The sequence below is a fragment of the Mangrovibacter sp. MFB070 genome (genome assembly GCF_000705335.1).
GTDB lineage: Bacteria > Pseudomonadota > Gammaproteobacteria > Enterobacterales > Enterobacteriaceae > Mangrovibacter > Mangrovibacter plantisponsor.
Window position 1 is genome coordinate 40,127 of sequence record NZ_JJMI01000045.1, and the last position, 22,704, is coordinate 62,830.

A 22,704-nucleotide genomic window follows, 5' to 3' on the forward strand; every position below is an offset into this window, starting at 1 on the left:
GTATCAAAAAGTAAGATTGGAGGTTGTAATTAAAATGAAGCTAATATAAAAAATACAATGGTGACTCAAAATTATTCATAGTGCTATTTAGTCATTAATGGAGAATATATTTATCATCTAATCCTCCTGATTCTTAAAACAGCTGCGATTTTCTTACTGACGTGCTAAGTGATGCCCCAGATTAAAACTGTGGTGTTCAATACACTGAGTAGACCTCTTACTGGTCGTGTGTATTTTCTGCCGATCTTCCCGCGTTATCTTACCTCAGTATACATGCATGTAGTTTGTGAGAGTTACTTTCTACTTATCATCCGTTTTTTATTCCTTGAATCATGAAGCTGTGCGTGAAGATAAAGCACGAGGTGAAACTTTAATACTTAGCAATGCGATAAGGGCTACCAGCGCAAAGCCCAGCAGCATTACTGAAATTGGCCACCAATGGTCATATTTTAATAACAATGCCACGGCAATCATTGGGCTGATACCGCCAGAAATTACCGCGCCGATTTCGTGTCCCAGAGCCAGACCGGTATAACGAACTTCCACCGGAAACAGCTCACTCATGATGCAGGGTTGTGCTGCGATCATCGCACCATGGCACAGTGGTAAGCCGAGCATCATTGCCAGCATCATCAATGAAAAGTTCCCGCTGGCCAATAATGAAAAGAAAGGAAAGGCGGTGAGAAGAAGACCAATGACACCAATATAATAAATAGTTTTACGCCCGATTCTATCGGATAACCATCCCCAGAACAGGATAGAGAAAATCTCCAGCATCATTGCCAATGTCACAACCGCGATAATTTTGTCGCTGGCGATACCAACGTGCTTACAGAACACCACTGAAAAGGTGAAAAATATATAGACTGCGCCGTTTTCCGGCAAACGCAGACCAATGGCCTGGAGAAGTTGTTTGGGATATTTTTTAAAAATCTCAATTACAGGTACGTTTGCTTCCGGTTCTGTATCACTGGCCTGTTTCAGCTGCGTAAATTCTTTATTCTCGCGTATGTTTTTTCGAATATAAATACCAACCAGAAAAATGAACACACTCATCAGAAATGGGATCCGCCAGCCCCACGTCATGAACGCGTTTTCCGGTAGCAGCTGAACCAGCCAGAAAGCCAACGCCGAGAGGACAAAACCACCCGAAACACCCACCTGGCTCCATGCGGTATAGTAGCCTTTTTTCTCTTCCGGCGCGTTCTCACTCAACATCAACACCCCTCCTCCCCATTCGCCGCCGGATGCAACGCCCTGCAAAAAGCGCAGGCTAATCAAGGCAATCGGTGCCAGTACGCCAACCTGGTGCCAGGTCGGGAGTAATCCAATGAGAAATGTGGAAGCCCCCATTAGGGTCAGGGTAATAATCAGGGTTGTTTTCCGGCTATATTTATCACCAATATGACCGAATAAAATGCCACCTAAGGGTCTGGCAATAAAACCTACGGCAAAGCCAGAAAATGCCAGCAATGTGCTGATGAGCGGATCGTCCTGAACCGGAAAGAATAATGACCCAAAAACTAATGCAGCGGCAGTACCATAAAGAAAAAAATCATACCATTCCAGTGAGTTCCCAAGGAAAGAACCAATAATTAACTTGCGCATATTTTTTCGGCTGAAATCACCGTTGGTAACGTCATTGCTCATCATCATCTCCGTTCATGCAGGTGAAAAAATCCAAATATCGTCTGTTAGCGGCGTAACAGACGAATATATTCATCGCGATGAATAAATATAAGAAATACTGATTACCTTTTTGAACAGGAAAGAATTTATAGGCTGGCAGCCAGCGTATGATACTGACGATTAAAATAAACTAATCCCTGCTCCCCCTGACCAAAACCGATGTCTTGTACCGGGCAATAAAAAATACTGTGGCTGCCGACCTCATGACAGTCACCAATTGTACAATCAAAGCTGGCGATTGCCGACGTCAGCACCGGTGCGCCAGTGGTCAGAGTCTGCCAGTTATCATGAAGAAAACGCTCATCCGAACGCAATTTGCCATTGGCAAACACCCCAGACAATTCACGATGCTGTGCCGATAGAATATTGACACACAGCACACCATTCTCTTTAAATTTGCTGTTGGCAAAGGATGAACGATTCATACAAATTAATAATGTCGGAGGTTCATCCGTTACACTACAAACTGCAGAGGCGGTAAAGCCATATTTTCCACCAGGGCCATCGGTGGTAATAATCGTGATAGCACTTCCCAGCTGCGCCATCGCATTACGAAAGTCGGTCATAAGATTCATTATTTGCCTCTCTATTTTAGTTTCACGAATTCAAAGTTTTCGATTACCAGACGCTCACTCTTCGAACGTGAACAGCAGAGCAGAATCTGATCGTTATCCAAACGTTCTTCTTCGGTGAGATATTCATCCCGATGCTCCGGGATGCCACTGGCGACATTGGCCAGACAAGTCCCACATACCCCCTGTTCGCAGGAAACCTTTACTTTGATACCTGCTCGCGCCAATGCAGCGACAATTGACTCTTTCTCACTGACGGTGACAGTGAGATCCAGCTCAGGCACTTCCACTTCAAAGGCTTTACCACTGATGGCGAGTTCGCGATTGAAATATTCCCTGTGAATACGTTCATCGGCATAACCTGCTCGCTGTGCCGAGGTGATGACCCAATCCATAAAACCTTCCGGGCCACAAACATACACTTGCCCATCAATATGATGACGGGGCAATACGGCGCTGAGATTCAACTTTTGTTCTTCACCTTCGTCATCCGCATGGATATGCACTGCCTGCGCCCAGCAACAGGTGGCGAGTTCACTGAGGAAGGCCAGACGCTCGCGCGCACGGCCACAGTAGTGCAATTCGAATGACTTCCCTGCCCGGTACAGTTCATCTGCCATAGCTAGCATCGGTGTCACCCCAATACCACCGCCAAACAACAAGGTATGTTCAGCACTCATGTCCAGAGCAAAAAGGTTGCGTGGCGCACCGATGGTTACTTCATCACCAATCTGTAATTGGTGTGCAGCCAGCGAGCCACCGCGCGAAGCTGGATCTTTAAGGATACCAAGACGATAGTAATGACGTTCCTGCGGGCTGCTGCACAATGAATACTGGCGAATAAGTCCGTCGGCAAGATGCAAATCGATATGGGCACCTGCGTTAAAAGCCGGTAAATTAGTCCCATCAATCGCCTGAAGCGACAGCACGACCACCTCGGCTCCCTGCACATCACGTTCGCTGACGCGTACTCTTAATATTTCTGACATTCAATGCTCCTGCATCAGATGAAACCGGATTGGATAACCAACCCGGTGGCATTTAGCGCATGTAAATTCCGCCATTAATGTCCCAAGTCGCTCCGGTAACAAAGCCCGCAGCGGGTGAGGCCAACAGGGCAACCGCCTGCGCGACAAATTCTGGTTCCCCTAATTTCTCAACCGGGATCATCTGAAGCAGCGCCTGCATCTTATCGTCCGGGACCATTGCATGAACCGAAGGGAGATTCATTGGCCCCGGTGCAATGGCATTCACCGTAACGCCATCGTGACTTAGCGCCCGCGCAAACACTTTGGTGAGTGTCAGAATTCCCCCTTTGGAAGCCGCATAATGTGCGCCAGAGGCCGTGCCGCCATTCTGTCCCGCCAGTGAGGCCAGATTGATAATGCGACCATATTGCTGTGTGGCGAAATAACCCCCTGCCAGCTGACAACCAAGAAAGGTGCCGCGCAAATTCGTGGTCATCACCTGATCAAACTCTTCCACCGTGATTGACATGACTGGCGTAGCAAGTGTCAACGCCGCATTGTTGACCAGCACATGCAGTCCGCCAAAGTGCGCCACGCAATGGTCAATAGCATGGGAAAATGCATCACTGTCACGGATATCCAGCTGTACACCCACCGTGCGCTGACCTTTAACATCGATCTCACGGGCCATTTGTTGTGCACTTGATAGTGAAATATCCGCCAGCACAACCGCGTACCCCTGAGACCACAAATAGCGACTTATCACCGCCCCAAGCCCGGAAGCAGCACCTGTCACCAGGGCAACATTTTTCATTCGATACCTCACATGATGTAGCCAATGCTGCGCAGGAAATCCTGTCCATTGATCACCCGAATCACTTTCTTCAGGATCAGAAAGCTTTCGCCCTCTGGCACCAATGTATAGGTGACATCGGCGACATAATGCTGGGCATTACCCTTGCGGTATTCCCACAACGATTGCGCACAGCGGATTTCTACCCGTTCCTCGCTGGCATGCAGCAGGCGGTAACGTGCCAGCATGCGAATGGTTCTGGCGCGTGGCGTAGTGGATATCGATTCCCCGCTGTAAAGCCGGTTAACCCTTTTTTCCCGCATATGCTGGTTGTCGTAGGCATAGTTGAGCGTGTTAGCGAAATCTTCCGTTTTCTGATCGATAGGGATGACATACAACCCTTCCGGTTTCCACAGCGTCAGCCAGTGGTTGAACTCTTCCTGATCCAGCACATCAGCTTCATAATTGATAAAACTGATGGCGGAAAATAAAGCCTGTTGCTCGGTCATTGCTGCCCCCGTGTTTCTGCTGTCATGTACTCTTTCCATTTTTGATAGGCGGCACGCATCCCGGTTTCCGCGCTGACGTCACTGCGCAGGCCATCTTCGGTGGTCACTTCCCCCGGCAACCCTCGGTTTAGCATGATCCACAGATCATCCCCGGCAGATGACCCGCGCTGGACACGTTCCCAGGCTTCGGAATCATCCGGCGTACCAAAACCCATCGGTCCCTGGAAATGTTCGTGCATACGCAGACGTGCCTGGTTGGCTGCTTCCGGTCCGCCTTTCATGGTGATCACTACATGGTGAATTTCAGTTTCTTTAACTGAAATCGGCTGGAGTACACGGAAAAAGGCCATCGAACAGGCCACATTCGGGAAAAGGTTGAGGTTAAAACCGCAGCCGCCTACGGCGCGGACTATGCGGCGGACCTCCAGTTCTGCATGGCCTTCGTCACGTAATACCTGGGCCAGTTCAACAAAACGATCGGGAATCGGCGCATCAAGATTCTCTTCAAGATCAATCAACTCCGGAATCATTACCATCACGCTATGGCCGTTCCCCAGGTCTTCAACAAAGCCACTGCCATCAACAAAATTCAGCATTTCTTCAGTCTGTTTATCCACTGAGCTAAGGAAAGACTTATGAACGATGGGAAAATGATAACCGTCGGTAGTGTTTTCCAGCTGGATTTTCCAGTTCCCTGGGAAACGGAAACGGTGAGCCGTCGTGGCCTGGATCGGGTAGCCGCCACCTTGCTTCATAAATAAATCCATCCATTTTTTCGCGGGTCCAAGGAAATCGACCAGCGACTCGATATCGTCCTTAAAAGTGGCAAAGACCATACCGGCATAACTTTCTGTACGTAGACGAATCATGCCAAGGTTGGCTTTATCCAGCGTATCGGCATAGCTTTCTGGATGAGGTACTCCACGCAACGCACCATCCAGCCCGTAACCCCAACCGTGATAAGGACAAACGAAGTTATTGGTTTTGCCACTCTGGTGTTCGCAAACTGTTGCGGCGCGGTGACGACAGCGGTTCAACAACACATTGATATTGCCTTTTCTGTCACGTACAACAATGACCGGCTGAGTACCGACAAATGAGGATTTGAAACTACCGGCATCCGGTATCTCACTTTCGTGAGCCACCCAGATCCAGGTATTGGAAAAAATTTTATCGATCTCTACATCAAAAATTTCGGCTGAAGTATAGAGAGAGGTATGAACACGGTCCGACTTCACCAGAGCGGCCAGCTCCTGTGAACTGGGCGTACAATCAATATTTTTTACCGGGATATCTTGCATTACTCCATCTCCAATATTTATCAGGCCCGTTTGGTTTCTGGTATGGGCAATCCACTGGGGGAATGCCAATAATCGATCGGGCGACTAAATAGGTTTCGCGTAGTGAAATGGTTTATTAACCAGATGTTGTTTTCACGGCGAAACTCAATAATTAATTCGGCACCGTTTAAATGTGACTGGCCATTATTGAAGGTTGACAATTGCAACATCTTCCAGCGGCCAGTGGCTTCATTTATCTCATTTAGATAAATAAACTCAGAACTTAAATAGTGCGTGTTGATTCTAAAATGGGCCGGATGAGTGACATACTTTCTCATCATCGCTTCTATAGCCGCGCGCCCTTTATAATTCCCCAGCCGTTCGGCATAGAGTTCACCAATGCCTGCCCATTCGGCATTGCAGGTAAAAAGTTGCCCAATTTGTGTAACGCTATCTTCAGAACGCAGGTCATCACATAAATGCATATACTGACTGATAACTCTGCGAATTTCCGCCTCAGACTCCAGCGTATCCAGTCTTGATAAAAGGTGTTGTTGCTCAGACATCTGCATAACAGCCTCTTACTGTTGGATAATTAACTCACGTCCGGTGCGTGCTTCGACTTTGCAAAATTTCCACAGTCGATACGGTCCTTCGCCCACGATGACGGTGCGGAATAAGTTACAGGCAGCGCTGACGGTTGCAAAATCCTGTACATCAGCGAGGACATACGTGGTCCATGGCCAACCTGCGGAAGGTCCCACCATCACTTTGTCATCGTCCATATTGCCCAGCACGGTGATGCCTGGCATGTTTTCAATCCCTTTCATCATTTCGCCAAAGGCTGCCCAAACCTGTTTTGCTACTTCCGGCGTAGCATCAAAAAAATTCTGGTTCACACCAATACAAAACAGCACCCGAATTGAATCTGTCTGGCTCATGTAGTACTCCTGTTGGTTATAAGTAACCGGGCAAAGGTGACTGCCCAAAAAACATATTGCCGGCGTTGATGTAGGTCAGCTCACCCATGAAGGCGTGTTGAGTGATGACCATGGAATCGCGGGCGTAACGTTGTAATGGACTGCGCATGGAGATGCCCGGCATCCCGGCCAACATCAACGTTTTTGAAGTGACTTTTGCGGCAACGCGTGTCAGATGGGTTGCTGAGAGGCGCAGCAAATTGACGTCCTCATCCTGGGGTGCATCGCCACGGCAAAGGGTTTGCCACACCTTGTCGATAGCGTCATAAAACCAGCTTCGAGCCGAATTAAGTTCTGCCTCGCAATGCGCCACATCCCGTTGTGCAAACTGCCGATCCGCCAGCCGCGGCGCCCCTGTTACCGAACGCTGCTGACCGGCAATGGTGTATATTTCATTCAGTGCCGCACGGGCCACCCCGGCGCTTACCACCGCCAGTACCTGAGTCGCCAGTGACAACACCGGATAACGGTAGAGATCGCCCTGAAGATTAAGTTTTCCACCTCGGATAAACGTCCATTCTTCGGGTACAACGACGTTGTCCACAACCACATCATGGCTGCCTGTGCCTGCCAGCCCCACGGTATTCCATACGGGATCAATGGTGGTCTGATTTTTTGGCAATACGGCAATACGTGGCAACGATTTTTCCTCACCGTTTTCCGGCACAATACCCACGCCAATCAAGCTCGCCCCCATACATCCACTGGCAAAACCCCAACGGCCAGAAACAACAAAACCTTTGTCTGTAACCATGGCTTTTTGAGGAGGAAAAATTCCGCCCGCAAAGACCACATCCGGGCCATTGCGATAAATTTCATCCAGCGTTGAGAGCGGTAATCCTCCAAGATAAAAAGGATTCATACCAAAACTTGCAACCCAGCCAGCCGACCCATCAGCGATTGAAATATTTTCAATCAGCTGACAGAATTGCGCCGGTGTCATTTCTGTACCGCCATATTTTTTGGGTACTAATGCCCGATAAACACCGAGTTCTTTGAACTTCTCAATTATGTCATGGGTAATATATTTCTGATTTTCAAACTCCTCCCCTCTGGATTTTAATTCCTGCAGTAAAATACTCATATCGCAGTGGGTATTTTCAGCATTCATAGCTAATCGTGTCTGTAACATATAACCTCCACATACTGCCCTTCCTGAAAACAGGAATAAGAAAAAATCTCGCGTTCAGAAAATATAATCAGGTAAAAGATTCAACCAGCTTCTTTGCATAAACACATAAATTCAAATCATGGTTTTTATGCGTGATAAGCTGCATAGCGACCGGACGGCCATCAATTACGCCAATGGGTAAACTCATAGCCGGGTGCCCGCTAAGGTTAAAAGGTCTGATTAATCGAGTCAGATTCACCACATTTAATGGATCGGAAGCTTCACTTAACGTAGGAGGCAATTCTGGCAATGTCGGTAAAATTATCAGCGGCGTTTCGGCTAATTGGTGGTCCAAAGCTTCAGAAAATTTTTCCCGCACGGCTTCCGCATTTGCCAGCTCCGCAGCGGTGACGGCAGACCCTGCCCGAATACGCGTAACAACATCTGGCGAAATGCCCTCTGCGTCAATGATGGAAGCGTAAGCCTGCCAGTTCTCATGGCTGATTAGGGTCAATCCGGCCTGGTGAGCTTCCGTGAAATAGGTCAAATCCACTGTTGTGGCTGCTGCACTGAGAGGCTGCAGTCGCTGTGCCAACAGAGCATCTATCGCTTCAGTGGCATGGCCTTTCATCACTCCAATAGCAGGCAGGGAGATTGAGCGGTCTGCCACTTTTCCCTGTGCCTTCTCCATCACCTGCAACAGGGTTCCGCACGTCTGAGTAAAAAACCCCACACAATCAAGTGAACTGTGTTTCGGCGTGACGCCGACACGGCTTATCAAACCCCACGTCGGTTTAAGGCCGACAACGCCACAACAGGCCGCAGGCATACGCACCGAACCGCCGGTATCAGTACCGATGGCAAAATCAACACAACCTGCCGCAACTACCGTTGCAGAACCGCTTGATGATCCGCCAGGAATAATATCCGGGAAAGAGTAATTAACCGGTGTCCCACCCCAGTGGTTGATCCCAGTCACGCCAAACGCCAGTTCATGCAGCATCGTTTTACCCAATAACTGACAGCCATCATCGAGAAACTGCTGAACGATGCGAGCGTTGCGGGCTGCGGGTGGTGCATGCAGGAAAACCCGACTGCCCGCCTGGGTGGGATAACCAGACACATCAATGGTGTCTTTCACCGCGAAGGAAAGATTGCCCGTTCCTCGGGTAAATTTTGAAAAAAAACCAACACTATTGCTCATCATTGCAGTATCCGCGACAAGGGGAAAAGTGGCATTCACACGACTGTTGTTGTGGATTTACGCCTGTCACGAATATGTGAATATTCAAGTAATTTGTCACATATAATTTACTTATGTCAGAATACGTTAACCTGACAAGCCTTCGTCTTAAAAATGATTTATCAATATGTTTTTATAGTGAAAAAATAAAAACACCCAATGCAAATATGGATAATTGTTATTGGTTTTACAGGAAAAATGAGACCAAAAAAATAGTTTTTCGGCTTCATTTTTTACGTCATATCGGATGGTTTTTGACATGGGACGCAGAGGAAAGACATCGGAGTGGAATGCTCAATCATCCAGATTGTCGAGTATGCCGGACAGAATTTGGTTCATCTTGCGCGCCTGCGCCGGAGAGATACCTTTAAACGCTTTGGTGAAAATACGCTGGCTTATCTCCATCACAGCTAAAGCCTTGCGAGTACCCGCTTCAGTCAGTATTGCTTCGGTGACTCGCCCATCCTGCTCACTGACCCTGGTTTCAACCAACCCATCGTCGCGCAGCCTGCCTACAATTTTGGTGACTGTCGGCATTTTACTGACGGAATATTGGGATATTTGCGAGATACTGGCTTTACGGTATTGGTGGATCAACATCAACACACGGAAACGTGACACATCCATCGCCACTTTCTTCAATTCAATGTCCATTAACTGGGTATATTTTGCGTGAACATTCACGATCCAGAAAAATGGAAAGTCCTCACGATAAAAGCGGCTTTCATGACTATCAGTCGTGTGATGTTCCACATTGGAAGGGGCCATGCGTTCTCCGAACAGGCACATTGAAACGATAGCAGAATGGTATAGGAAAACCGCGGGCAGCAAAACACCCAGAGTCACCCTTGTGTACTGATGTCAGGGGGTGTCACTCCTTTGTGGCCTGCTACCCATGATGGTTGCTATCCCGATACAGTTTCGGCGTCATACCAAAGTGTTCCCGGAACTTTTCATAGAAGGAGTTTTTATTATAAAAACCGACCTTTTCTGCAATCTCATGTATTGGATAAGCGGAGTTAGTCAGGTAGGTAGCCGCCACCTTCATTCTTTGCAGTAACTGAATCTCTTTGAATGACTTCCCGGTTTTTTCTTTAATCAGATGAGAGAGATATTTAGGATGATAGTTAAATTTTTCTGCCAGCGTAGTCAGACTACATGTCAGATAGTTCTTCTCTATATAGCTGATGATGCTGATTATCTCACCCGTTTTATCAGTTGACAGCTGAATAGTTTGTTTGTTTTTATTGGCATGAAAAATACGTAACAACTCAATGAAAATAATTGACAGATATGAGTCAATCAGTTCGCGTGAATAGAGATTATCACTGCCGTACTCCTCCATGGTAAAGATAAATAACTCCCGTATCTTTTGACTATTTTGAGTGTTAAAGATGAGATAGTTATCATGCTGCCTGGTCGCAGAAATGGCAGTCAGTATAAAACCGGCCAGAATATTTTGCTGGGTTAGGCGACTAAGAAAATAGTTGGAGAAAAAGCTGTTGCTAAGACTAATATTTATCACAATATCATTCTCACCAATGGTCTTTTTACTGCGAATAACATCAGTATCAAAAATACAAACATCATTCTGATTTAACGTAATTTCCTTACCGTCAACCACATAGGTGCATGATCCAGAATAGATATAGTTCATATTGACATTGGTGTGGGTATGCAGCGGCACAGAAGTGAAGCGAGAATCCTTACTTATCTCAATCTCCGTCTGACTGACACGTGGATGTTCGAAACGGTACACCTGCTGTCCATTGACATTTTTCTTATTTATATTCTTATACTTAGGGCTGATTTTGCCGGGATTATTGAGATAAAATCGCTCACTTTCGGTAATCTGCCGTAGCTGAGTGTCGAGATCCTGGTTATGCATCACATCACCTTACTTTTTGTTACTGTGATCGGTCGGTTTGAATATTGTTTGTGCTGTTTTAATACCTATAATCGGGGATGAATTAGTGAAAATCAATTTCAAAAGTAGCAGGGTTTTAAATTATAAGTAAAAGGTATCACTCCTTAACATAATATTATTTTGGAAGACAACAATGAATTATCAGCAGCTCGCAAAAGATATCATTGAGAGAATTGGTGGTCTGAATAATGTCAAAGATGTCACGCATTGTGCTACGCGTTTACGGTTTACACTCAATACAATGGATCCGGTAGATAAAGGAACGGTTTCCGCTCTGCCTGGTGTGTTGGGGGCAGTAGAAAGTAGTGGTCAATTTCAAGTGATATTAGGACAACAGGTTGGCCATGTTTTCTCCGCTATTACGCTTTTAAAAAATAACAAGAGTAACGCCACACCCGCTGAAGTAAGGCAAGATCCTGCGGACGTGCAGAAGATGAAAAAAGAGAATGTTGTCTCACAAGCTCTTGGCATCATCTCGGGGATATTTACCCCGATCCTGCCTGCGATCAGCGGCGCAGCAATGCTGAAAACGCTATTGATTATCCTGACCATGACCGGTCTGATGGAAAAAACCTCCCAGACATGGGTCGTTCTTAATTTTGCAGCGGATACAACCTTCTACTTTTTACCGATCATGCTGGCGTACACCTCCGCCATGAAGTTTGGTATGAACCCGTTTGTCGCCATGACACTTGGCGGGATGTTATTGCACCCCACCTTCACAGCAATGGTTGCCACTCGTAGCCCGCTTAGTTTCCTTAATGTTCCGGTTTCACTGGTTCATTATGGTTCCACGGTTATCCCGGTCATTCTGATGGTATGGATCGCTTCATGGGCGGAAAGCTTGTCAGAAAGATTGTCACCACGCGCTATTTTGTTCTTTATGAAACCCTTTCTGACTCTGCTGATCATGGTGCCACTCGGGTTAACCATTATTGCGCCCTTTGGTGACTTTGTCGGCAAAGGTATTGGCGTCGGCATAACTTATGTTAATGACCATTGTATCTGGCTGTTGCCCTTTATTATGGCGGTCTTCTCACCCATTTTTATCATGACCGGAATGCATTATGCCGTGACCATGCCGATAACCTTCCAGTCGCTTGCCACCAATGGCTTTGACATGATCGGCGCAGGCTTCCTGGTGTCAAATATTGCTCAGGGGGCGGCGGCACTGGCGGCGGCAAGATTCAGCAAGGACGCGGATTTTCGTGCTCTGGCGAGTGGTGCCGGATTTACCGCCCTGCTGGGTATCACTGAACCAGCCCTTTATGGCGTGAATCTGAAGCTGAAAAAACCTTTCTACGCGGTGCTGGTTGCCGGTGCTGTCGGTGGATTATTTGTTGGGATTATGGGGGTCAAACGCATGACTCTGGCCCCAACAGGATTAACCACCCTTCCCGTGTTTATCGACCCCAATAATTCAATGAATATTGTTTTTGCGATAAGCGGGGCGGCGATAAGTTTCTGCGTAGCTTATTTGCTGACCGTGGTCTTGCTACGCATTGAGTCAGGTAATAAAACAGGAGATGTTAAGTGAAAACAGGATTTGATGTAGATTTTTTATTTGGTGGCGCTATTTCAGCTGCACAAGCCGATGGGGGTTATGCGCAGGATGGTAAAGGGTTAGATACGCAGAACATTCGCTATTTTAACCCCAGCTGGAATCGTGCGGAACGTGATCATAATCGTAATATTAATATGACGTCCGAACGTTTCAATGCCGCTTTACACAACATTGAAGCGGTCAACTATCCGTTCACACGGGGTATTGATTTTTATAATCGCTATTCTGATGACCTTGCATTGATGGAAGAGATGGGAATGAAGATTTTCCGCACTTCTATTGACTGGTCACGCATTTTTCCTAACGGAGATGATGAACACCCAAATCCACAGGGAATTAAGTTCTATATCGATCTGTTTGATGAATGTCACAAACGGGGAATGAAAGTCTTCGCCACCATGCTCCATTACAATATTCCGGTAAATCTGGTGACAGAATATGGTGGCTGGAAAAACCGCATACTGGTCGACTTCTACCTGCGCTATGCCAGGGTTTTATTCGAAAAACTGGGTGATCGGGTAGATTTTTGGTTACCGTTCAATGAGATCAATGCGGGAAAATTCAATCCTTATAATGGTGTCTGTGTCATCAAAGACCAGGAAGATCATTATGAATCCGCGATCTTCCAGTGTCTACACCATCAGTTTATTGCTAACGCGCTCACTATTAAACTGGCTCGGGAAATTCTGCCGCAAGCGCGGATCGGCGGGATGATCGCCCGCTTTACCACTTATCCGGCAACCTGTAAGCCTGAAGATGTATTGGAAACAATGCACAAAGAACAATACACAAACTATTTCTACACCGATGTTATGGTCCGTGGAGAATATCCGGCATATATGCAGCGCTACTTCAACGACAACGGAATCAGGATCCACAAAGAATCGGATGATGATGAAATTCTCCGCAACAATACTGTCAATTTCCTGAGTTTTTCTTACTATATGTCGATGGTAGCCACAACAGACAAAACATGGGAAACCACGGGCGGGAATCTGGTCAGTGGTAATAAAAATCCGTATCTGAAAGCCAGTGACTGGGGGTGGCAAATTGATCCCATCGGGTTACGTATCACGCTAAACCAATTTTACGATCGTTACCGTATCCCACTGTTTATCGCTGAGAACGGTATTGGTGCCACCGATATTCTCGAAAGTGATCATCGCATTCACGACCCTTACCGCATCGAATACTTACGTCAGCATGTTTTGCAAATGAAAGAAGCCGTCATTGATGGTGTAGAACTTCTTGGCTACACCATGTGGGGGATCATAGATATTGTCTCCTGTGGTACGATTGAAATGTCTAAACGTTATGGTGTTATTTATGTTGATCTTGATGATGAGGGTAAAGGAAGTTATCAGCGTTACAAAAAAGATTCTTTCTATTGGTATCAAAAGTGCATTGCATCACACGGTGAAGATTTAACTTAACCTTATTATCCTATAAAGCAGCAGGGTAATTTCTGCTGCTGAGTTATTCATTTCTCAATGGCTGTATATTGATGTTTATTAATTTTATATAAAGTAGCGGTGACAATGCCTTTGTCAGCCGCGGAATAGTTCATATCCTTTGTTATGTTTTCATAAATATAAGCATCCTCCCTGTGATGCAACTTAATGATGATAGGAGTAGAAAACTATGTCGAACTGGCAAACCAGGATTACATTATTACCTTTTATTTTGATGTGTTCCGAACCGGTATGGGGGCAATCATTATCCGTGGAGCAACGACTGAGCCTGCTTGAACAAAATGCAAAAAATACGGAGGGTAAATTACAAACTACCGAAGATAAACTCCAAAAAGCATTACATGAACTCGCCATTTATAAAAAGAAAGAGAAGAAAACGAACCACGTTACTGCGGCAAATCCCGCGCTGCTAAACCCGGCCGTGGATACCCATGCACAGGTTGCTCGTCCAATTGATAAGATTCAGCAACAGGAAGCAGAGGCAAAACCAAAGACCAAAAACAGTACCCGGCGACCAGCAGATATGAATATCAAAGAACTGTCGAAAGCCATCGAAGACGAAATTGGTTTTTCATTTCACGGCTATTTCCGATCCGGTTGGGGGACTGCCAGCAATGGCAGCCCGCAGAGCTGGGCCATTGGTTCTCTGGGGCGTTTTGGCAACGAACACGGCAGTTGGTATGACTTACTGTTTAGTCAGAAATTATATGACCAGGATGGGCGAACAGCAAAAGCTATTGTGTTGATGGATGGTAACGTTGGTGAAACTTATGTCAAAGAACCCTTCGATTCAACCAGTGAAAACATGATGCAGTTTTCAGATATTTATGTGACAACAAAAGGATTTATCAGCGCTATTCCCGATGCAACTTTCTGGGTAGGACGCCACAAATTACGCGCTCAGGAATTTAAGATGCTGGACTTCTCTTACCACAAAGGCGCAATCGCTTCTGGTGTAGGGATCGAAGATATTCCACTGGGTAAAGGGACACTGGCAATTGGTTTGGGTCGGGAAGACTTAGATAATTATTCCAAAGATCGCACCACCACCCAAGCGGTAAACACCAACAGTCTTGATGTTCGCCTTCGGAAATTTCCACTGACAACGAATACGACCTGGGATCTGTATGGTCGCTATGCGATGGCGAATAAAAGCGACGGACAGAGTTCATCACAAAATGACGGTGAATATTATAAGATGAAGGATGCATGGCTTCTGACCGGTATCATCAATAATAAACTCTCTCGTGACGGATTCACTGAATATAGTATGCAGGTGGCTAACAACTCCTTCGCTAGTAGTTTCGCTAAAATCTATGATGCGTCATCTAATTTTGGTACTGGACGTTATTATTATGGCGATCATACCAATGGTATTGCCTGGCGTTTCGGTGAACAGGGAGAGTTTTACCCTGTCGATAATGTTATCGTTGCACATACTTTATTATTCTCCGGTGGTAATGACGTCTACAGTTATGAAACCGGTGCACATACCGATTTCAAAAGTGTTCGGGCGGTAGTTCGCCCCGCGTACATTTTCAATAAGTACAACCAGACAGGTATCGAGTTAGGTTATTTTAACCAGCAAAACAATAATAATGGTTTAAAAACCCACGAGTCAGGGGTTAAAACCACTCTTTACCACGCATTAAAATTAGGAAGCAGTGCGTTTAACTCGAAGTTTGAAATACGATTCTACGGCACCTGGTTAAAAGTACTGGATAACGGTATTGATGAATTTACCTTCACAGATGAAAAGAAAGATCAATTTAGCGTGGGCGTGCAGACGGAACTGTTCTGGTAAACAATATCGCTCCGACCGCTGCTTATCAGCGCAATATCACCTGTCGTTGATGGCAGCGGTGGGATAAGTGTCTATGAGCTGACGGTAAAAATTCGTTGTTCAAGCCGTCGGCCGCTTTCGAAATCATGGGCAAACTGAGTGGTAACGGGTTTGCGTTTACATAGCTCGCGCATCCGGCGGGTTGAGTCACAAGGGAGATGTTCCTGAAGGTGTTAGGTCGAGTCTACTATTTTTCAAAGCATGATTCACATTTATGATTATATATCACTTGAAAAAATACATGACAATATTTCAACGAGTTTGTTTGAAAAGTATTTAATAAACCATATCGTTGCTTATTATTTTGTGGATGTTTTATTTTAAACATTCCCAATTTATTCCTTTATGGATAGGTCTGCATATCTTGCCCGCAAGACTATTAAACAAAAAGAACATGATGCGCACTATGGTTCACAGGCCCCGATATCATTGAAGACTCCGAGCCCCTGCTCGTTCGTCTCCCCCCAAAGATAAAAGTAACTTTTGCGGCGTAAAGGGCTTCAGCCCTGATGTTCTTCATCCTGGGATTTTAATACTGACCCATTAACCGGACAGAAGTCATATGAAATTTTATTTTCGTCGCCGTGCGCTACGTGAAATCTGACGTACTCACCCATCCGTTTTTCTTCAGATTTCGCGTAGCGCAACCTGAACGAAAACCACTAGAAAAGTAACTTTTGGACTGATTTATAAGCCGGTTACTTCCATTTTTAATATTAACATTACACTAACACATGGAATAAACGTTATTATTCGAACTGTAACTAGGATGTTGCATACCTCTTGAAGCGATGGAAATATGAGCATATTTCTCATTATTCCTGAATCCATACATTTTTATTGTTTTTATAGCGACATATTGAAACCTTGTTTTATTTAATAAGCATCAATTTTATAATCAATTGCTGTTATTTTATCGCTATTGACATTTACTATTGTGACTATATCCAATGATATTAGATCGCTTACATCTAAAAGTGACAGTGTCACGGATTGTGCACCCAGAGAGACCCTTTTCGTGAAAAAAGTAGTTCACTCCCATAACGAAACGTGGGCTTCTTTTTTGCAGATCGTATGTGGATGTCTTCAGGTAGCAGGAAGGAAAGTGATGCAGGCATGAAAGGATGACAAACCGGCAAAGGGGCTGCTACTGCTCCATATTCAACAAACCACCCCTGGTTAGTTGAATCCTTTGCCGGTTTTCCTGACAATACCAGACAGGTAAACTTTTTCCATCAGATTTTCTCGTCAACATGTTGCATTCATAGTTTTTCCATAATTGGATGCTTTTGCAGGACAACTACGGTTTTTATCCTTTCGTGCCCGGTAAAAAAATAGTTAAATAGCGATTTCACCCTTTTAAAGGAAAAATTGTCCTCAGGCTCACAGTACTATAAAAGTATCAATAATCAGGAGCCTTACTATGACTATCATGAAAGTTCATTATTCACCAACTGACGGGATCCCTTTGAACTCCCTTTATCTGAAGGAAACTTCAACCACTGAACGATCAGGTTCAGTACTGGGGGGCGGCATTTCGGGAGACTCTGTTATTCTGGGAGGCGGAGGTTATGCCGGTTCTGAAATGCAGCATACGACTCGTTCTACTGTCTTTGCACCACCTGATGAAGTTACTGCTGAGCCTGACAACACAAAAATGGTCCTCCGGATTTCCTGTGTTATCGGTGTGATGATTTTACTTATAATTATTACCTTAATCAGTAATGCTGTTGTTGATATTTTAGACGTAAACGTATCTAAAACAATGTCCTCTTTCCTGGAACATGCTCCCTTCTTTATCATTGGACTATCTGTAATTTGTTCTTTCTTTGTTATAGTAATGACCGATCATGATTACACCCCGGTACTTGAAGAGCATAAAAGGAATGAAGCGTGTTTGCCTGTATACCACAGGCTACGCTATGTCGAAGCTGATAATATTGTTTTTGATCCGCAATCAATGAAAGGATGTTATGCAGTAAGAAAATTCATTGCTTCACTAGTTGAAAGCTGTATCACTAAGTAATATCCCTGATTTCCTTTACTAAGCCTTTCATTTAAGGCTTAGTAATTGCTTTAACCCTCCCTTTGCTCACTGTTTTTATATGCTTACGGTTTATGAGTGTGCTAAAAGTTGCTTTCTCATGTTTGACATTGACTCCGAAAAATATTAAATGTTTTTGAATATTATTCAGAAGCACTATTATATAAATAGGTACTGGCAAGTGAAATAATTACTGATAATATGTCTTTATGTGCTTCCTATTCTCTAAGGATGGTAATTAATGATATCCTCCACGCTTGTCCCGATTAACCCTTTCCAGCGATGTGCAATGGCTTCTATTGCTTCTGTGAATCGCAGAGCTTTGGGACGGAAAACAGGAGAACTGGCCTACGTCAAAGCCTTTTTTTAAAGAACTTACAGGTAAATCGCAAATTAGCTCGAATGATTTGAGAAAGGTCGATCCGAGTTACGATCCATTTGTTCGTGGCGAAGCAACTAAAGTTGAATACCTGCGTGCTATCGATATTCTGATTGAATCTCGTGGAGAGTGTTTTATTCTCCCTCTTTCCTGGTCTCTGGCAGTTTCCATGTTCCCGGAGTTACAGAACAGGGTTTTTCAGCGCCGCGAACACCGTGACCGGATTCATGATCAAAGGGTGGAACACCTGACAAAGAAAGAATCTAACCTATTGAATTATCAACTTGAAATCAACGTTGCAAAATCCAGGCTTTACCTGTCTTTCTGTGTTCCAGGTCAACATAAACGCTGGTTAGAAGAGTGGCGAAACGATACCCATGGACAAGGACTTACAACTAATAATATTTACCTGCTGATTAAGGAATGGTGGTCATCATTCTGGATCACTTCATACAGAAAGGACTATATCTGGTGTTACACACTGGCTGAATTGCTGGACGAGATTGATTATGTTCTTAGCACTATTACAATTATGGAGTTTAACGTCTGTTTTTCGGCGCTACCATTACCCCTTATATATAAAGCTGGATAGAATACAAAGCTTCAATCAGAAAAACTAAATTTTGCAAGCCCAATATTTCTCACTGTTTTCATGGTTTTTTTGTATCATTTAGGGGTTGGTTATTATTATCCAGAATTTATGAACCTGACCTTAATTATTATTGCTTCCGGTGAAAATACCCCCTTGATGTGCCGGTTTGGTTTAGTATGATGGTCTTATTCCTAATCGATCGTACTCATCTAAACAGATATGAGGTTTATCATGGCTGACTATTATTCAGAATGTGCTTGTCTTATTGGAGCAAATCCTACTCAAGCTGATATATTACTTGAGGCAATGAATGAATTGTTTGAACCTGATGATAGTTTTATTCAAAAACTCATTTCATGTGATAACACAAACGGACTCTCAGAAATGGAGATTATTGTACGTCACTGTGTCCTGAACCATCCATGCAGAACAGTTGCAGATATTCCTGAAGACCTGGACTGGCATTTTGACGGGGAAAAATGCCCTGAAGGTTTTCTTATTAACAGTGATCTCGGTGATTTCAATTCTGAACATGGTGCGCTGTTTGCTCAGGCGGCACTTATTGCATTTGACAGGAACGAATTGATAGAGTTCAAAATTGCTTTTACATGCAGTAACTTAAAAAGGCCTGACGGGTTCGGAGGCGCTGCCTGTGTCGTGAGCAAAGATTTTATCCGATGGACAGGGCTACACAATTTTCTGGAGGCTGAACGAACCGCTTTCGCCGAGAAGATGAATTACTTCTTTTGTGAATTTACAGAGGTCGTCGGTGAGCTTGAATATCCAGTATCGTTTATATTGCGTTGCCCGGACAGCGTTAATGCAGCTCATAGGTATGATGAGATTCAGCTTAACTATCGCGATGGTGGGGAAAAAGATGCCGAAGGAGGGATACAATTTAGTTCTGGCTCTGCCATTAAAAAATCCAGTATGAAACCAATCACTCCGGATGAGTTCCGGGTGATGAGATCGTACCTGAACGTCATGTGATTTTCTTTGGTCCGGGCATTCTCCCGCCACTCTTCTGTACTGATCCGTCTATTTTGTGAGGCATTATGACAAAGCAAATATTACCCAATGAACTGGCTGAAATCGTCACCGGTCTTCTTATTAAACCTGAACTGCTGGGTGAGCTTGACTCTCGTGAGGCGCACCAGGCCTTCATGCTGGATATAGGGCGGGTAATTGCTGATCATTGTGGTGGACGGGTCAACGGCATTACGGATGGCGATGTCGCAAAGCCCTATCTTTCAGACATAGAGTGTACTCCCACACTCCACATTGAACCCGATGACCGTCTGCCTTCGACTGAACGTAACGTATGGTCAAATTATCATGTTGAAGCCTGGGCAGACGAGGGACAGGAAACTATCCTCGACAGGGCGATCCGAAACTCTGACAGAGCTGCCCTGCAAACTCTGCTTATTGTGGCCGCACAAAAAGAATCTGTCGGTGCTCCTGTTATTAAACGAATGACGGACTGGCGTATCCCTGAAGGTGAACCGGTTTGCCATGAAGCGGATAGCTGAATCTATACGGCCACCTACCATCTGGATAACCAGACCTCAATCGAGGTGGCGGACGATACAGGTCAGCTTTGCTTAGGTGTATTACTGGTGTCAGCAACACTGATATAAGACCGGAAAACAGCATAAATTTTGTCCACTCCACCCAACATAGGCTTCTCTTAAGGTTCCTACACCAGACGGAGAAGCCGTATGTTAAGCAGAGGGGACCTTCTCATGATAAAGCAGATGCGTATTCACGGCGCGCACATTATCGATATTGCTCACCACATCGGATGTTCTGAGCGCACGGTTCGACGACATCTCACTGAAAAAACCGTTAACGCCCGACGGCGTGAACCCATGAAAAAACTTCGTCCGTTCATGGACTATGTTGATCTGCGATTGCGCGAGCATGTCTGGAACACTGAGGTCATTTATCAGGAGATAAAACAACAGGGTTATGACGGCTGCCGCTCCACGTTGCGTCAGTATGTGCATCCCAAACGCGCCCTGCGTGCGTCCAAACAGACTGTACGCTTCGAGACGCAGCCTGGTCAGCAACTCCAGCACGACTGGGGTGAAATCGAGACTGTTGTCAACAACCAGCGCTGTAAAGTGAGCTTCGCCGTTAACACCCTCGGTTACTCCCGGCACTTCCATGCATGGGCAACTGATAGCCAGGATGCTGAGCATACCTATGAATCACTGGTCAAAGCCTTTGCCTACTTTGGCGGTAGCGTCAAAACGGTACTGGTTGATAACCAGAAAGCAGCCGTTCTCAGGCATGACAACAGTGGCGAGGTTATCTTCAACAATGGCTTCCTCCAGTTGGTAAAACACTATGGCTTCACGCCACGGGCCTGCCGTCCTCGCCGGGCACGAACCAAAGGCAAGGTTGAGCGTATTGTGAAATACCTCAAGGAGAACTTCTTCGTTCGTTACCGGCAGTTCGACAGTCTGGCACATATCAATCAGTTGCTGATGCAGTGGATAAATACGGAAGCTGACCACCGCACGCTTCGCCAGTTCAGCCAGACACCGGCAGAACGCTTTACCCTGGAGCATCCCTGTCTGCTGGCATTACCGGCGGGTGACTTCGACACCAGCTATCACGACATCCGACAGGTCGCCTGGGATGGCTATATCGAGGTTCGTGGTAATCGATATAGCGTGCCGGAAAGCTGGTGCGGGAAAGCGGTCAGCATCCGTATCTCACTGGATGATGAGCTCAGGGTGTATGGAGATGACGCCCTCATCGCCACCCACCTTCTGGCAGAAAAACCGGCGGGCTGGCAGACCGTAGCCGCACATCATCGACCTCTGTGGCAGCAAGCCTGCCGGGTGGCACAGCGTGCGTTGAGCGATTATGAGGAGTTGCTGTGATGAGCGAACTGACAGAACTGATGGCACGACTGAAGATGGAACATCTGACAGATGCGGTAGACAATCTGCTTGAGCAGGCCGTAAAGGAAGAACTTAATGCACGAGAAACACTGGTTCGCGTGCTGAACCATGAATGGAATGGTCGGCGACATAAGGGGCTGGAATCCCGGCTGAAACAGGCCCGACTGCCCTGGGTGAAAACGCTGGAGCAGTTCGACTTCAGCTTCCAGCCAGGAATCGACCAGCGGGTTATCCGGGAACTGGCCGGGCTGGTGTTCATCGAACGTAATGAGAATGTCATCCTGTTAGGACCTCCGGGCGTGGGGAAAACGCATCTGGCGGTGGCGTTAGGGGTAAAGGCCGCAGATGCAGGTCATCGTGTGCTGTTCATGCCACTGGATAAACTGATGGCAACACTGGTGAAAGCCAGACAGGAAAACAGGCTGGAACGCCAGTTGCAGCAACTGAGCTACGTTCGGGTGCTTATCCTGGATGAGATCGGTTATCTGCCGATGACGCGTGATGAAGCTAATCTGTTCTTCCGACTGCTGAACCGGCGTTACGAAAAAGCGAGCATTATCCTGACCTCAAACAAGAGCTTCACCGACTGGGGGGAAGTGTTCGGTGATCATGTACTGGCAACGGCTATCCTCGACAGGTTGCTGCATCACTCGACCACAGTAAACATCAAGGGAGAAAGCTACCGACTGAAAGATAAGCGGAAAGCTGGTACGTTCCCCAAAACCATAGAGGAGAAAAACACCGAAAACTGAATGCTACAAACGGACATCAGAAATGATGAAAACCGGACAAAATAAATGTTGAAAAGCGGTCATTAGACAGTGTT

The 22,704-nt window shown here is 45.8% G+C and carries 22 protein-coding genes; 10 read left to right on the forward strand and 12 right to left on the reverse strand.

Annotated features, from left to right (window positions below; genetic code table 11):
- Positions 1-330 precede the first annotated feature (330 nt).
- From DT73_RS20820 to DT73_RS20875, 12 genes are all read right to left on the reverse strand, one after another.
- A complete protein-coding gene (locus tag DT73_RS20820) occupies positions 331-1,608 on the reverse strand; it encodes an MFS transporter (RefSeq protein WP_036114644.1) in 1,278 nt (425 codons plus the stop codon).
- Between the two features lie 167 nt (positions 1,609-1,775).
- Positions 1,776-2,264 (reverse strand): flavin reductase, encoded by a 489-nt coding sequence (locus DT73_RS20825; protein WP_036114545.1) that lies wholly within the window; start codon positions 2,262-2,264, stop codon positions 1,776-1,778.
- An 11-nt stretch (positions 2,265-2,275) separates the two neighbouring features.
- Positions 2,276-3,250: a PDR/VanB family oxidoreductase gene (locus tag DT73_RS20830; RefSeq protein WP_036114548.1), complete on the reverse strand. Its 975-nt coding sequence runs from the start codon at positions 3,248-3,250 to the stop codon at positions 2,276-2,278.
- A gap of 52 nt (positions 3,251-3,302) precedes the next feature.
- A complete protein-coding gene (locus DT73_RS20835) occupies positions 3,303-4,043 on the reverse strand; it encodes an SDR family NAD(P)-dependent oxidoreductase (protein ID WP_036114550.1) in 741 nt (246 codons plus the stop codon).
- An 8-nt stretch (positions 4,044-4,051) separates the two neighbouring features.
- A complete protein-coding gene (locus DT73_RS20840) occupies positions 4,052-4,531 on the reverse strand; it encodes an aromatic-ring-hydroxylating dioxygenase subunit beta (protein WP_036114552.1) in 480 nt (159 codons plus the stop codon).
- Entirely contained in the window at positions 4,528-5,832 is a 1,305-nt protein-coding gene (locus DT73_RS20845) for a Rieske 2Fe-2S domain-containing protein (protein ID WP_036114556.1), read from the reverse strand. The genes DT73_RS20840 and DT73_RS20845 overlap by 4 nt, the downstream gene beginning before the upstream one ends.
- A 20-nt stretch (positions 5,833-5,852) precedes the next feature.
- Positions 5,853-6,377, reverse strand: coding sequence for a nuclear transport factor 2 family protein (locus tag DT73_RS20850; protein ID WP_036114647.1), 525 nt, complete (start codon positions 6,375-6,377; stop codon positions 5,853-5,855).
- Positions 6,378-6,392: 15 nt separating this feature from the next.
- Positions 6,393-6,752: a hypothetical protein gene (locus DT73_RS20855; protein ID WP_036114559.1), complete on the reverse strand. Its 360-nt coding sequence runs from the start codon at positions 6,750-6,752 to the stop codon at positions 6,393-6,395.
- Positions 6,753-6,768: 16 nt separating this feature from the next.
- On the reverse strand, positions 6,769-7,923 hold the full coding sequence (locus DT73_RS20860) for an acyl-CoA dehydrogenase family protein (protein ID WP_235234562.1): 1,155 nt from the start codon (positions 7,921-7,923) through the stop codon (positions 6,769-6,771).
- Between the two features lie 67 nt (positions 7,924-7,990).
- On the reverse strand, positions 7,991-9,109 hold the full coding sequence (locus tag DT73_RS20865; protein WP_109266661.1) for an amidase: 1,119 nt from the start codon (positions 9,107-9,109) through the stop codon (positions 7,991-7,993).
- Positions 9,110-9,439: 330 nt separating this feature from the next.
- Positions 9,440-9,913, reverse strand: a complete 474-nt coding sequence (locus tag DT73_RS20870; protein ID WP_036114653.1) for a MarR family winged helix-turn-helix transcriptional regulator — start codon at positions 9,911-9,913, stop codon at positions 9,440-9,442.
- 121 nt (positions 9,914-10,034) lie between these two features.
- Entirely contained in the window at positions 10,035-11,033 is a 999-nt protein-coding gene (locus tag DT73_RS20875; RefSeq protein WP_036114566.1) for an AraC family transcriptional regulator, read from the reverse strand.
- A gap of 172 nt (positions 11,034-11,205) precedes the next feature.
- Between DT73_RS20875 and DT73_RS20880 the strand changes: the two genes are divergently transcribed.
- The 10 genes from DT73_RS20880 to istB all read left to right on the forward strand — a co-directional run bounded on the left by DT73_RS20880 (position 11,206) and on the right by istB (position 22,630).
- Positions 11,206-12,609 (forward strand): PTS transporter subunit EIIC, encoded by a 1,404-nt coding sequence (locus DT73_RS20880; protein ID WP_051691498.1) that lies wholly within the window; start codon positions 11,206-11,208, stop codon positions 12,607-12,609.
- Complete coding sequence (locus DT73_RS20885) at positions 12,606-14,069, forward strand: glycoside hydrolase family 1 protein (protein WP_036114569.1); 1,464 nt, start codon at positions 12,606-12,608, stop codon at positions 14,067-14,069. Before DT73_RS20880 ends, DT73_RS20885 begins: the two co-directional genes overlap by 4 nt.
- A 186-nt stretch (positions 14,070-14,255) precedes the next feature.
- Positions 14,256-14,384, forward strand: a complete 129-nt coding sequence (locus DT73_RS26955) for a hypothetical protein (RefSeq protein ID WP_255358367.1) — start codon at positions 14,256-14,258, stop codon at positions 14,382-14,384.
- A complete protein-coding gene (locus tag DT73_RS20890) occupies positions 14,359-15,912 on the forward strand; it encodes a carbohydrate porin (RefSeq protein ID WP_160173986.1) in 1,554 nt (517 codons plus the stop codon). The genes DT73_RS26955 and DT73_RS20890 overlap by 26 nt, the downstream gene beginning before the upstream one ends.
- Positions 15,913-17,374: 1,462 nt before the next feature.
- Positions 17,375-17,977 (forward strand): hypothetical protein, encoded by a 603-nt coding sequence (locus DT73_RS20895; protein WP_036114574.1) that lies wholly within the window; start codon positions 17,375-17,377, stop codon positions 17,975-17,977.
- Positions 17,978-18,387: 410 nt separating this feature from the next.
- A complete protein-coding gene (locus DT73_RS20900) occupies positions 18,388-18,966 on the forward strand; it encodes a plasmid SOS inhibition protein A (protein WP_235234570.1) in 579 nt (192 codons plus the stop codon).
- Positions 18,967-19,197: 231 nt separating this feature from the next.
- Positions 19,198-19,956, forward strand: a complete 759-nt coding sequence (locus DT73_RS20905; protein ID WP_036114577.1) for a hypothetical protein — start codon at positions 19,198-19,200, stop codon at positions 19,954-19,956.
- A gap of 65 nt (positions 19,957-20,021) precedes the next feature.
- On the forward strand, positions 20,022-20,495 hold the full coding sequence (locus DT73_RS20910; protein WP_235234563.1) for a hypothetical protein: 474 nt from the start codon (positions 20,022-20,024) through the stop codon (positions 20,493-20,495).
- A 189-nt stretch (positions 20,496-20,684) separates the two neighbouring features.
- On the forward strand, positions 20,685-21,857 hold the full coding sequence (gene istA / locus DT73_RS20915; protein WP_036114580.1) for an IS21 family transposase: 1,173 nt from the start codon (positions 20,685-20,687) through the stop codon (positions 21,855-21,857).
- A complete protein-coding gene (istB, locus tag DT73_RS20920) occupies positions 21,857-22,630 on the forward strand; it encodes an IS21-like element helper ATPase IstB (protein WP_036114586.1) in 774 nt (257 codons plus the stop codon). Before istA ends, istB begins: the two co-directional genes overlap by 1 nt.
- Positions 22,631-22,704 lie beyond the last annotated feature (74 nt).